This is a genomic window from Parvibaculum sp., assembly GCF_046297875.1.
Classification (GTDB): Bacteria; Pseudomonadota; Alphaproteobacteria; order Parvibaculales; family Parvibaculaceae; genus Parvibaculum.
Genome location: NZ_JBKBHD010000001.1, coordinates 1573679 through 1586367 on the forward strand (window position 1 = coordinate 1573679; position 12689 = coordinate 1586367).

The 12689-nt window shown below is 63.3% G+C and carries 12 protein-coding genes; 9 read left to right on the plus strand and 3 right to left on the minus strand.

The window, feature by feature from the left end; genetic code table 11:
- Window positions 1-163: 163 nt before the first annotated feature.
- Complete coding sequence (locus ACK4FH_RS07650) at window positions 164-2848, plus strand: GNAT family N-acetyltransferase (RefSeq protein ID WP_409812375.1); 2685 nt, start codon at window positions 164-166, stop codon at window positions 2846-2848.
- 50 nt (window positions 2849-2898) lie between these two features.
- Here the strand turns inward: ACK4FH_RS07650 and ACK4FH_RS07655 are convergent, their stop codons facing one another.
- A complete protein-coding gene (locus ACK4FH_RS07655; protein ID WP_409812377.1) occupies window positions 2899-3363 on the minus strand; it encodes an Hsp20 family protein in 465 nt (154 codons plus the stop codon).
- 208 nt (window positions 3364-3571) lie between these two features.
- Here ACK4FH_RS07655 and ACK4FH_RS07660 point away from each other — a divergent pair, with 208 nt between their 5' ends.
- The 6 genes from ACK4FH_RS07660 (at window position 3572) to ACK4FH_RS07685 (ending at window position 8816) form a co-directional block, all read left to right on the plus strand.
- Window positions 3572-4789: an amino acid ABC transporter substrate-binding protein gene (locus ACK4FH_RS07660; protein WP_409812379.1), complete on the plus strand. Its 1218-nt coding sequence runs from the start codon at window positions 3572-3574 to the stop codon at window positions 4787-4789.
- A 12-nt stretch (window positions 4790-4801) separates the two neighbouring features.
- Window positions 4802-5704 (plus strand): branched-chain amino acid ABC transporter permease, encoded by a 903-nt coding sequence (locus ACK4FH_RS07665; protein ID WP_409812381.1) that lies wholly within the window; start codon window positions 4802-4804, stop codon window positions 5702-5704.
- Complete coding sequence (locus ACK4FH_RS07670) at window positions 5701-6651, plus strand: branched-chain amino acid ABC transporter permease (protein ID WP_409812383.1); 951 nt, start codon at window positions 5701-5703, stop codon at window positions 6649-6651. Before ACK4FH_RS07665 ends, ACK4FH_RS07670 begins: the two co-directional genes overlap by 4 nt.
- Window positions 6648-7391, plus strand: a complete 744-nt coding sequence (locus ACK4FH_RS07675; protein ID WP_409812385.1) for an ABC transporter ATP-binding protein — start codon at window positions 6648-6650, stop codon at window positions 7389-7391. The genes ACK4FH_RS07670 and ACK4FH_RS07675 overlap by 4 nt, the downstream gene beginning before the upstream one ends.
- The gene (locus tag ACK4FH_RS07680; protein ID WP_409812387.1) at window positions 7391-8248 is read left to right on the plus strand and encodes an ABC transporter ATP-binding protein; all 858 of its coding nucleotides are present in this window, start codon (window positions 7391-7393) and stop codon (window positions 8246-8248) included. The genes ACK4FH_RS07675 and ACK4FH_RS07680 overlap by 1 nt, the downstream gene beginning before the upstream one ends.
- Window positions 8249-8384: 136 nt before the next feature.
- Window positions 8385-8816: a hypothetical protein gene (locus ACK4FH_RS07685; RefSeq protein WP_409812389.1), complete on the plus strand. Its 432-nt coding sequence runs from the start codon at window positions 8385-8387 to the stop codon at window positions 8814-8816.
- 54 nt (window positions 8817-8870) lie between these two features.
- On the opposite strand, the gene ACK4FH_RS07690 is transcribed toward ACK4FH_RS07685, so the two are convergent.
- Window positions 8871-10427 (minus strand): acyl-CoA carboxylase subunit beta, encoded by a 1557-nt coding sequence (locus tag ACK4FH_RS07690; protein ID WP_409812391.1) that lies wholly within the window; start codon window positions 10425-10427, stop codon window positions 8871-8873.
- 90 nt (window positions 10428-10517) lie between these two features.
- Here ACK4FH_RS07690 and ACK4FH_RS07695 point away from each other — a divergent pair, with 90 nt between their 5' ends.
- Both ACK4FH_RS07695 and ACK4FH_RS07700 read left to right on the plus strand, forming a co-directional pair.
- Window positions 10518-10928, plus strand: coding sequence for an SCP2 sterol-binding domain-containing protein (locus ACK4FH_RS07695; RefSeq protein ID WP_409812393.1), 411 nt, complete (start codon window positions 10518-10520; stop codon window positions 10926-10928).
- Complete coding sequence (locus ACK4FH_RS07700) at window positions 10925-11866, plus strand: alpha/beta fold hydrolase (RefSeq protein WP_409812394.1); 942 nt, start codon at window positions 10925-10927, stop codon at window positions 11864-11866. The genes ACK4FH_RS07695 and ACK4FH_RS07700 overlap by 4 nt, the downstream gene beginning before the upstream one ends.
- Here the strand turns inward: ACK4FH_RS07700 and hisN are convergent.
- The gene (gene hisN, locus ACK4FH_RS07705) at window positions 11857-12657 is read right to left on the minus strand and encodes a histidinol-phosphatase (RefSeq protein WP_409812396.1); all 801 of its coding nucleotides are present in this window, start codon (window positions 12655-12657) and stop codon (window positions 11857-11859) included. The genes ACK4FH_RS07700 and hisN overlap by 10 nt on opposite strands.
- Between the last annotated feature and the right edge of the window lie 32 nt (window positions 12658-12689).

Here is a 12689-nt window from a genome sequence, read left to right on the forward strand (position 1 = left end):
TTGCTAAACCGGGGCGCACACGCGGGGTGTTCCGGCCTAAAAACTGTAACGATTCCAATGTTTTGCCGATTTGTCGCGGGCGCGACAGATGGCCGTTATGTGTTTGCGGTGCAACGCGTTTAGGCTTGGGCCGCAATGAGGCAAGTTTTGAGGCAGTTCCCCCATGTCGATCCGAAATCTCGACCGCATGTATGCCCCCCGTTCCGTTGCGCTGATCGGGGCGAGCAACAGGCCGGGCTCGGTGGGCAATGTGCTTCTCGCCAATCTGCTCGGCGCGCGGCTCAACGGGCCAGTTTGGGCTATCAATCCGAAAGGTGGCGAGATTTTCGGGCAGCGGGTTTTCGCCGATGTGGCGAGCCTGCCGGAAGCGCCGGATCTGGCCGTTATCGCGACGCCGCCACAGGGCGTTCCGCAACTGATCGACGATCTCGGCAGGCGCGGCACCAAGGCGGCCGTGGTCATCACGGCAGGCTTCGGTGAACTGGGCGAAGCGGGGCGAAAGCTTCAGGCGGAGATGCTTGCCGCCGCACGGCCCTATCTCCTGCGCATTGCCGGTCCGAACTGCCTCGGCATCATGGCGCCGGGCAACGGGCTTAACGCCTCCTTCGCCCATGTGCAGCCCGAGAAGGGCCATGTCGCCTTCGTCTCGCAATCCGGCGCCGTCGTCACCGCCGTTCTCGATTGGGCGACGAGCCGCAGCATCGGCTTTTCGTATATCGCCTCGCTCGGCGGCATGTCCGATGTCGATTTCGGCGACATGCTCGATTTCCTTGCAGCCGATCCTCAGACGAAAAGCATCCTGCTCTATATCGAGTCGATCCGCGACGCGCGGAAGTTCATGTCGGCGGGTCGGCAAGCGGCGCGTCTGAAGCCCGTCATCGTCATCAAGGCTGGCCGCCACGAGGCAGGCGCGCGTGCCGCCGCCTCCCACACCGGCGCGCTGGCGGGCTCCGATTCCGTCTATCAGGCCGCTTTCCGCCGTGCCGGCATGCTGCGCGAATTCGGCATCGAGGATCTTTTCGATGCGGTGGAAACGCTGTCCACGCGCTCCGAGCGGCGCCCGATCCTTGGCGAGCGTCTCGGTATCCTCACCAATGGCGGCGGTGTCGGCGTTCTCGCCACCGACTTCCTGATCGACGAGGGAGGGCGGCTCGCAGAGATTTCCGACGAGACGATAGCCATTCTCGACAAGGTTTTGCCGCGCACCTGGAGCCGCGCCAATCCCGTCGATATTATCGGCGATGCCGATGCCGTGCGTTACACGCATGGCATGGAGGCTCTGCTCGCCGACAAGGGAACGGACGCGCTGCTCGTGATGAATTGCCCGACGGCTGTGGTGAACAATCTTTCTGCTGCCCATGCCGTCATCGAGGCGGCGGAAAAATCGAGCAAGCCCGTTTTCACAAACTGGCTCGGCGACAATGGCGCGCGCGACGCCCGTGCAGCCTTTCAGGAAAACGGCATTCCCACATATGATACGCCGACAGGCGCCATCCGCGCCTTCATGCTGCATGTCCGGCACAACCGCAATCAGCGTCTGCTGCTGCAGATACCGGAGGCGCCGGGGCCGGACCGTTCGAAGCATGAGCGCGCTTCGGCGCGGGCCCTCATCGAAAGGGCACTCGGCGAATCCCGCGAATGGCTGAGCGAGGCGGAGGCAAAGTCGCTGCTCGCCGCCTATGGCATTCCCGTGGTCGATACGCGGATCGTTTCGTCGGGCGAGGAGGCGGCCCGGGTTGCAGGTGAGCTCGGCTTTCCCGTCGCGCTGAAAATTCTCTCTCGCGACATCACGCACAAGAGCGATGCAGGTGGCGTGGCGCTCGGACTCGACAATGCAAAGGCAGTTGAGGAAGCTGCCGCGCTGATGCTCGCGCGCATATCCCGTGTTTACCCGGATGCCGCTATAGAGGGTTTCACCGTACAGCAGATGGTGCGCAAGCCCGGCGCCTTCGAGCTTATTCTCGGCATTGTGGACGACGCGACCTTCGGCCCTGTCATTCTCTTTGGGCAGGGCGGCACGGCGGTGGAGGTCGTGCGCGACAAGGCAATGGCGCTGCCACCGCTCAACCGTGTGCTGGCCGAAGATCTGATATCGCGGACGCGCGTGTCGCGCCTTCTGGAAGGTTATCGTAGCCAGCTGCCCGCCGACCGCGAGGCGATCGCCATGGCACTGATGGCGCTGGGCGATCTTGCCGCCGACCACCCGGAAGTCGCCGAACTCGATATCAATCCGCTCTGGGCGGATGCCGATGGCATCGTCGCGCTTGATGCGCGGGTGCGCGTATTGCCGGCGAAATCCTCCGGCACGGCGCGGTTTGCGATCCGGCCTTATCCTGTGTCGCTCGAAGGCGAGCTTCGGGATCGCGATGGCCGCGCCTATCCGCTGCGCCCGATCCGCCCCGAGGACGCACCGCTCACCGACGATCTCCTTGCGAGTACCGACCCCGAAGATGTGCGGCTCCGCTTCCTCTCGCCGCTCCGCAAGCTGCCGCGCCAGCTTGCTGCGCGCCTTACCCAGATCGACTATGACCGCGAAATGGCTTTTGTGATTTTCACCGATGAAACGCGAAAGGAATTTGCCGCGGTGGGCCGCCTCTCCGAAGACCCGGACCGCGAGCGCGCCGAATACGCGATCATCGTGCGCAGCGACCTTCATGGCCAGGGGCTTGGATATGCGCTGATGAAGAAGCTCATCGACTATGGCCGCTCGCGCGGCGTCGGCGAAATCTTCGGCCATGTGCTGCGCGAGAATCGCAGCATGCTCAATCTCTGCGACGATCTCGGCTTCACGCGCCATTCGATCGAGGGCGATCCTTCGCTGGTCGAGACGCGGCTGAAGCTTACTTGAAAACAAAAGGGGCGCCGGTTGGCGCCCCTCGGGTTCAAATCGTCCGCTCGTCAGTCGGCGGCGGTGGCAAGGTTGCCTTCGAGGTTTTTCGAGCCCGGCGCGGTCGAGGAAATCTCGATCCGGCGCGGTTTCAGCGCCTCCGGTACGCGGCGCACGAGGTCGACATGGAGGAGCCCGTTCTCGAGCCGCGCGCCCTTCACCTCGACATGGTCGGCAAGCTGGAAGCTGCGCTCGAAACTGCGGCCTGCAATGCCGCGATAGAGATAGGTTGCCTCTTCCGGCTCGGCGCGCTTGCCCGAAATGGTCAGCAGGTTCTGCTTCACCTCTATATCGAGGTCGTTCTCGGCGAAACCGGCGACCGCCACTGTGATGCGGTAGTCGTTTTCGCTGGTGCGCTCGATATTGTAGGGCGGGTAGGTCGGGGCGCTCTCATGGGTCACCGAATCAAGCAGCGACTGAAGCCGGTCGAAACCGACGGTCGAACGATAGAGCGGGGAAAAGTCGAAATTGCGCATGGGATACATCCTCTTGAAGCGATGTGTTGCCTGCGGACAAACCCTTTTGCCGCCATCTGGCCGGCCTTGCGGATTTCCGCGCCGGGCCCGATCCGTGGCGCCCGGCAGGTGTTATTTGGGAATTTCGCCTTCTCCGTTCAAGATGGGTATAAGGTCCGCGGGAGCGCTGGTTTTGGCCATTTTCGGCCATTTGTTGGGGGACGAGACGATGAAAAACCTGGTTTCGGGTCTTGTTCTGGCCCTGGGGCTCGTTTTCGGTGGGGCAGGCGCACAGGCCGAGCAGCTCCCTGTCATCAAGCTTGGCGCTGCCGTCTCGCTTACGGGAAAATATTCCTCCAACGGCAATTTCACGCGCAAGGGCTATGACCTCGCGGTCAAGCGCATCAACGAGGAAGGCGGCGTCAATGTCGGCGGCAAGCAGCACCTCCTCGACATCACCTACTACGACGATGAATCGACGCCCGCGCGCGGCGCGCAGCTTGTCGAGCGGCTGATCCAGCAGGACGGCGTGAAATTCCTGCTCGGGCCCTATTCCTCCGGCCTCACCGAAGCGATCGCTCCCGTCACCGAGAAATACGGCATCCCAATGGTCGAGGCGAATGGTGCCGCCATTTCGCTTTTCCAGAAGAACTATCGCTATCTCTTCGCGGTGCTGTCGACGACGGACGAATATCTCCGGCCCGCCGTCGATCTTGCCGCCGCGCTGAACGAAGACCCCTCGAAGCTTCGCGTCGCCATGGCTTTCGAGAACGATCCCTTCTCGCAGGATGTGCGCGCAGGCGTCATGGCCGATATGGAGCGGCATGGCATGAGGGTGGTGGTGGACGACAAGCTGCCGCCCGAGCTCAACGACATGTCGGCAACGCTCACAAAGGTAAAGGCGCTCCGGCCGGACCTGCTGCTTGTCTCGGGGCATGACAAGGGTGCCTCGCTTGCCATCCGCCAGCTTGCGGATCAGCGCGTCAATGTGCCGATGCTGGCGCTGACGCATTGTGATTCCGCGCGCATCGCCGAAAATTTCGGCGCCGCCGCCGAATATGCGCTCTGCGCCGCGCAATGGGCCTCGACGCTCAAATATGCCGACCCGCTGTTCGGCAGCGCCTCAGATTATGCGGCGCTTTACGAGGAAACCTATGGTGAGGTCGCGCCCTATCAGGCGGCGGAATCGAGTGCGGCGGTGCAGGTCTTTGCCGATGCTTTCGAGCGGGCAGGTTCGCTCGACCCCGATGCCGTGCGCGATGCACTGACCGAAACCGATATCATGACGTTCTATGGGCCTGTGAAATTCGACGAGACGGGCAAGAACATCAAGAAGCCGATGGTTCTCTTCCAGGTGCAGGACGGCAATTATGTCGTCGTCTATCCGCAGGAATTTGCGGAGGGCGAAATCCGCTGGCCAACGCCCGCCTGGTCCGAGCGGCGCTAGAAGGACACGCGCTTGCTCGATAATCTTTCGCTGCTCGTCGAATTTCCCGCTGTCACGCTTGATGTGGTGCTGAATGGTCTGCTGATCGGCGCGATCTTTGCGCTCGCGGCCTATGGGATGGCGCTTGTCTGGGGTGTGCTCAATATCGTCAACGTCGTGCAGGGCGAGCTTGTCGTACTCGGCGGCTACATCACCTTCGTTGCCGTGCAATATGGTGTCCATCCTCTATTCGGTCTGCCGTTGTCGGCGGGCGTCATGTTCTGCATCGGCTGGCTCATCTATCGCGGCGTCATTTTCCGGGTGGTGGACCGCGACATCTTCATCTCGATCCTCGCGACTTTCGGCCTGTCGATCCTCATTCAGCAGCTTGCCAATCTCGTCTTCGGTTCCGACGTGCGCAGCGTCGATGCGGCGCTTGGCTCCATACATTTCCTCGACGGTATGGTGACGCTTGCCAATGTGAAACTTCTTGCCTTCCTTCTCGCCATCGGTGCCGGCGCGGCCCTCTGGCTCTTTCTGCGCAAGGCGCGTCTCGGCCAGGCAATCCGTGCGACCGCGCAGAACCCGCGCGCGGCGCGCATTCTGGGCATCGACACGGACCGCGTATTCGCGGCGACCTATGGCCTCAATGCGGCGCTTTGCGGCGCGGCGGGCAGCCTCGCCGTCATGGCCTGGACGATCCATCCCTATATGGGCCTTCCCTATACAATCCGCTCCTTCATGGTCGTGGTGGTGGCGGGGGTGGGCAATGTGGGCGGCGTAGTGGCCGCAGGGCTCGGCCTCGGCGCGCTTGAAAATCTCGCGGGCTTCGTGCTCGGCGTCGAATTCCAGATTGCCTTCGTCTTCGCGCTGATGGTGCTCATTCTCGTCTGGCGCAATATCCGCGCCGCGCGCAAGCGGAGCTATCTCGAATGAGGCGCCTCTCCGACTGGCATATCGCGGCCCTGCTCTCGCTTCTCGGGATTGCCGGGCCGCTCCTCCTGCCCGCGCTCGTCACGCAGTTCGCCTTTCTCTGGCTGATGATCGTCTTCGCCGTGACATGGGACATGCTGGGCGGGCGCATGGGCTACAATTCCTTCGGCAATATCGTCTTCTTCGGCATCGGCTGTTACGCCGCCGCGGTCATCCAGCGCGATATGGGCCTTTCCTATTTCGAGGGGCTGGCGCTCGGGCTTGCGGCCGGTGCGGCGCTTGCCGTTTTTGCTGCCGCGCTGCTTGGCTCGGCGCTGCTCGGCATTCGCGGACATTATTTCGCCATTGCTACGCTCGGTCTCACTGTCGCTTCGGGCGAGATCGCCGCCGGGTGGAATTATGTCGGTGCTGGCTCCGGCATGGCGCTGCCGCTCTATCCCGGCGCGCTTGGCGAGAGGGAACACTTCTTCTCCTATTCGCTTTTTGCAGTGGCCGCCTGCTGCTTCCTTCTCTGCCGCTGGCTTTATTCGACGCGCTTCGGTCTCGCGCTCAATGCCATCCGCGACGATCACGACAAGGCGGATGCGATGGGCCTGCGCACTACGCCGATCAAGATATTCACCTGGTGCATCGCCGCCTTCTTTCTCGGCCTGTCGGGCGGGCTCGCGGCCAACATGATCGGCTTCATCGATCCGCGCGACGTCGCCTTTGCGGGCGCCACCTTTGGCGTCTGGATGGTGTTGATGGCGATACTGGGCGGCAAGGGCACGCTTTGGGGCCCGGTTCTCGGCGCGGTCGTCTTTCACATTACGCAGGAAATCTTCTGGACCTACCTTCTGGGCTGGCAGCGCGTTGCGCTCGGCGCGCTTATCGTCGTCATCGTTGTCTTCTTCCCGCAAGGCATCATGGGCTGGTGGGCGGAATGGCGCGCCAGGCGGGAGGCCGCATGAGCGCGCTTCTCGAAGTCAGGAATGTCACCAAATGCTTCGGCGGCGTCGTCGCCAACAGCGGCATCTCGCTCCGTGTCGAGCGCGGCGAGATTGCCGGGCTGATCGGACCGAACGGCTCCGGCAAGTCGACGCTCTTTGGTTGTATCGCTGGCGCCCATGCGGTCGATGAAGGCGATATTTTCTTCGAAGGCGCACCGGTCAAGCATTTGCGTACCGCGCCTATTGCCCGGCTCGGTCTCATCCGGACCTATCAGCAGACGCGCATCTATGGCGCGATGAGCTGCATGGAAAACATGGCGATCTCGGCGCGAGAGGCGCAGGGCGGGATCTTGTCACTCCTGCGCCCTGTGCCGCCCGCCACGCTACGCCGTGCGGAAGACCTTCTCGCATTTGTGGGCCTCCATGAAAAGCGCGAGGAAAAGGCTGCGCGATTGAGCTTCGGCCAGCAGAAACTTCTCGAATTCGCAATGGCGCTGATGAATGAGCCGAAGCTGCTGCTGCTCGACGAGCCGACGGCGGGCATCAACCCGACGCTCATCAACGGTCTTATCGACCGGCTCCGCCGCGCGAACAGCGAGCTTGGCGTCACGCTTCTCGTCATCGAACACAATATGCGCGTCATCATGAACCTCGCTCACCGCATCACCTGTTTGGCGCATGGGCAGGTGCTTGCCGAAGGCACGCCCGAAGAGGTGCGTGACGACGCCCGTGTACTCGATGCCTATCTCGGGGTGGCGTGATGGCTGACGAGGACAAGCGCGCGGGCGGCTATGGCCCGGGCAGCGTCGACACGGTTCTCTCCGCCGGCGATGTCGCGCGCGACGCGGAGGCCATTGCACGCGCCGTGCCGCGTGAGGAAATCCTGGCGCTCGCCAAGGGCGATCCCATTGTTGAGCTCGATGCGCTTCACGCAGGCTATGGCGCGATGGAAATTCTCCACGGCATCGATCTCGCGGTCGGTGCGGGCCAGAGCCTCTGCCTTGTCGGGCCGAACGGCGCGGGAAAATCCACCGTGCTTCACTCGATTTTCGGCTTCACGAAAATCACCGGCGGGCGCGTCGTCGCGCGAGGGCGCGACGTTACGCGGCTCAGCCCGAGCGAGAAACTTCGCGATGCGGGCATAGCCTATATCCTGCAGGACAATTCCGTTTTCCCCGATATGACGGTTGAGGAAAACCTGCTGATGGGCGGCTATCTTCTGGCCGATCAGGCAAAGGCAATGACGGCTGCCGAGCGCATCTTCGCGCGTTACGAACGTCTGGCGAAGCGGCGGCATGAGCGCGCCCGCGTGCTTTCCGGCGGCGAGCGCCGGCTCCTCGAAATCAGCCGTGCGCTCATCATGGAGCCGGAAGTGCTGCTGGTGGACGAGCCTTCCATCGGGCTTGAGCCGCGCATGATCGACATGGTGTTCGAAATCCTCGCCGATCTTCAGAAGGCACAGGGCAAGACGATCCTCATGGTCGAGCAGAATGCGAAGCGCGGGCTCGACTTTGCCGATATCGGCTATGTGCTGGTCGCAGGCCGCGTGGCGCTGGCGGGCGAGGGGCACGCCCTCCTCGAAAACCCGGATGTCGGCCGCCTTTTCCTTGGCGGCTAGTGTCCAAAATCCGCAGAAATCCCTGGTTGAACCTGAACGCCAGATGAACGGAGCGGCCATTAACCGTTCAGTCGGCGGCGCTCATTCTTGCTCTCAAGGGTACATGGATCGAAACAGGTTTTGAAAGGACAGCATCATGAAGAAGCTTGTAATTCTTGCCGGTCTCGCCGCTGCCCTTGGTCTTGCCGCGCCCGCGGCGGCGCAGGCGGTTTCGGTGAAGCCGGGGATCGGCGCGGATGCCCGAAGCGCCGTCGAACTCGTGCATGGCAAGAAGTACCATTACGACCGGCACAACGCGCATCGCCTCTACAAGCGCCATAACGCGCATCGCTACTACAGTCATCGCCCGCCGGTGGTGGTCTATCACCACCATCAGGTGCGGCCGTGGTCGCATTGGCGGCCTTATGTGGTGCGCCACCACTATCACGGCTTCGGTGCGCCGGTTTACTACTCGTCGCACCCGCATTACGGGCCGTACTATCATGTTCGTGCTTATGACCGGTCGAATGTCGCGCTTTGGCTCGGCATCAGTGCGATCACAGGTGCCATTCTCTTCTCGAACTACTGATCCGCGAGGGGAGCGGCGAGGGGAGGGCTCCGCCCGGGCGGAGCCCTTTTCCTTTCAGGGCCGCATCGTCGTCATGTAGGGGCCGAGTGCCACGGCGCGGCGCGGCTCCGTCCAGTCGAGCCAGTCGCAAAGTCTCGCCCGCGTTTCGCGCGGATCGATCAGCTCATGCACGGAGAAGCCTTCGGCGCGAGGAAATGGTGACTGCCCTGCCGCGAGTTTCGCTTCCAGTTCGGCGCGCAGTGCGTCCGGGTCCGGCGCTTCGGCGATCTGGCGGGCAAAGGCGACGGCCACGCCCCCTTCTACCGGCAGCGCGCCCGTTGCCGCGCTTGGCCATGACAGCACATAGCCATCGGGCCCGAAATGCGCCGCACCAGCAACGCCGAAAACCTTGTGCACGATCACACTCGCCCAAGGGACGCGGCTCTGCATCACCGCCGCGATCGCGGCCGTGCCGTGGCGGATCGTTGCAGCCTTCTCCGATGCCGAGCCGATCATGAAGCCCGGTTCGTCCACGAAGGACAGGATGGGCAGGTGGAACGTGTTGCACATGTCCACGAAGCGGCGGAGCTTCTGCGCGGCCTGCGCCGTCATGGCGCCGGCATAGAAGTGACAATCATTGGCGATCACGCCGACGCTTACACCGTTCAGCCGCGCAAGCCCGGTGATGAGGGAGGGGCCGAAGCGTTTCGTCATTTCGAAGAAACTGTCGCGGTCCAGCGCCGCTTTCAGGATTTTCCGCATGTTGAAGGGCTTGCGGCTGTCTTTCGGGACGATGGAGAGCAGCGCCTCGTCGGCCCGGTCGCGCGGATCGTCCGTCGCGATGCGGGGCGGCAACTGCCAGACATTGTCCGGCATGTAGGAGAGGAAGCGCGCGATCTCCTTCAGCGCCTCTTCCTCGTTTGCCGCGACATTGTCGATGACGCCCGAGCGCGAATGAACTTCGGCGCCGCCTAGCTCCTCCTTGGTTAGCTCCTCGTTGAGCGCGCGGGCGACAACCTTCGGTCCCGCAATCAGCACCTGCGCATCTTCCGCCATGACGGAAAAATGCGAGGCGACGAGGCGGGCGGCGGGCATGCCTGCGACGGCGCCGAGCGCGGCGGTCGCCACCGGTACTTCGCCCAGCACCTGCGTGATCGAGCGGAAACGGGGCGTGGCGAAAACGGGCTCGCCGAGCGGCCGCGCATTGCCCTTGCCGCCGGAACCCGCGACAGAGCCGCCGCCGCCTTCATGGAGCCGGACCAGCGGCACCTTGTAGGTGAGCGCGAGTTCCTCGGCATAGACGCTTTTCCTGAGTCCCGCCGGATTGGGCGAGCCGCCCTTCATGGTGAAATCCTCGCCGCCAATGGCGATCCGCCGCCCGTTCACCGTGGCAAAGCCCAGAACATAATTGGCGGGCTCAAAGCCGATCAGGTTCCCGGCCTCGTCGAATTGCGGCACACCGGCGCTTTCGCCCATTTCGCGGAAGCTGCCGTCGTCTGCGAGCGCGGCAATCCGCTCGCGCACGGTCAGGCGGCCCTTCTCGTGGTGGCGCTTCACGGCCTCCTCGCCGCCCTGCTGCTTTGCCAGCTCGCGGCGGCGCCGGACTTCGCCGGCTTCCTTTTCCCAGGTCATCGATGCGGGTCTCCCTGTCGCGGAACAGCAGGAACCCTAGAGGAAACGGGCTCCGGTCCAAAGACTCTTGGGGCGGCCCGCGGGAATGCTATGATCCGCAGGGACACAGGTGTGGACGAATCCGAGATGGCAAGCAGCAAGGCAGAGGCCTCCCAGGTGAGTGTGGCAAAGCAGGCAGAAGACGAGATCGTTGCGATCCTCAAATCGGCACTGACGCCGGATGTCTCGCTCGGGGCGGTACTGAAATTTGTCCATCCCGGCGCCGGTATCGTCGTGATCGACGGGCGGAAGAAGCCCAACGAGGTTCACCGGCGAGATGTCGAGGCCGATTGCACGGTGCATGTCGACCCCATGCTCAATCTCGCCATTCTCCAGCGCCATACCGACCAGAATACGGCCTTCCGGCAGGGCAAGATCCGCATTGTCGGCGATGTGTCCGTGGTGGCGCGGCTCCGGCCCATCATGCTGCGCCGGGCAAATGCCGAAGGATCGCACGATTGACGGCGCCTGTCGTTTTCCTTCCCGAAAATCCGGTGCCGGAAGGCGGCGAAGCCTTCTGGTTGCGCGCCGAGGACGGAGCGCGGCTGCGCTGCATCAAATGGACCGGCGGCGACTGCTCGCGAGGCACTGTTTTCCTGTTCGGCGGGCGTACCGAGTTTGCCGAAAAATATTTCGAGGTTGCGGGCGAACTTCGTCAGCGCGGTTTTGCCGTCGTCACAATGGACTGGCGCGGACAGGGCCTATCGGAACGGTTGCTCGCCGATCCGCGCAAGGGGCATATCGCCGATTTCGCGCAATTCGACCGCGATCTTTCGCGGCTCATGATTTCCGTTGCGCCTGCCATGCCCAGGCCCTGGATGGCGCTTGCCCATTCGATGGGCGGGCAGATATTGCTGCGTGCCGCGCATGATCATCCCGAATGGTTTTCGCGCGTTGCCCTTTCCGCGCCGATGTTCGGCTTGCGCTTCAGCCCCTGGATGGAGCGTGCCATACGCGGCATGACGGCACTGCTTCACACACTCGGCCGCGATGAGGCTTTCGTGCCGGGCGGCAATGAGAAGGCTGCGGATGAAACACCCTTCGAGGAAAATATCCTGACGCATGACGAGCGCCGCTATGCGCTCCTGCAAGCGTTGACGCGGACGGAGCCGGCGCTCGGACTTGGCTCTGCAACGGTCGGCTGGCTTCATGCCGCCTTCCGCTCGATGGACATGACCTCGGCGCCGGACTATCTCGCGCGGATCAGGGCACCGCTTCTCGTCTGCGAGGCGGCGGAGGATGCGCTTGTCTCCGCCCGCTCGCTCGCCCATGCCGCGCTTCATGCGCCCAATGCGCTTCTGGTCACGGTGCCCGCTGCGCGGCACGAAATCCTGATCGAGCGCGATGACGCGCGCGCCGTTTTCTGGGCGGCGTTTGACAGGTTTACGGCTCAGGCCTGAGACAGAATTTCCAGCGCCGCTTTGTGCAGTTCCGGCGTTGCCGCGGCAACGACATTGCCGCCCGCCTGCGGATCGCCGCCCTGCCAGTCGGTCACGATGCCGCCCGCATTCTCGATGATCGGGATGAGCGCCTGAATGTCATAGGCCTCCAGCGCGGTTTCGACCACTAGGTCGATCGTGCCCGCCGCGAGCAGGCAATAGAAATAGCAGTCGCCGCCGAAGCGCCGCAACCGGACCTTCGAGGAAAGCTCGCGGAAGGCGGATTTTTCCTTCGGGTCGGTGAACATGCCGGCATCGGTATTGCCGAGTTTTGCGTCCGCCAGCGCTTTGCAGCCGCTCGTTTTCAGAACGGTGGTGCCATGCGGGCTTGAGAGTGTGCTGCCGCCCGGTCGGCCGATGAAGCGTTCGCGCGTGAAGGGCTGGTCCATCATGCCTATGACGGGGCGGTTGCCGTCGTTCAACGCGACGAGCGTCCCCCAGAGTGGTACGCCGCAGATGAAACTCCGTGTGCCGTCGATCGGGTCGATCACCCAGAGATGATCGCTGCTGCCGGTTTCACGCCCATGTTCCTCGCCGAGAATGCCATGGGACGGATAGCGAGCGCCGATCAGCTTGCGGATCGCCGCTTCCGCATCGCGGTCTGCCGCCGTCACGGGATCGAAGGCGTGGCGGCCCTCCTTGTGATCGACGTCCAGCCCCGCGCGGAAATGCGGCAGCGTCACCTTCGCCGCCGCTTCGGCAAGCTCGTGCATGAAGGCTGTCAGTTCGTCGATGTCCTGCGGGGAGAGCATTTGTACCTCGTTACTGCGCGCCTTCTTATAGC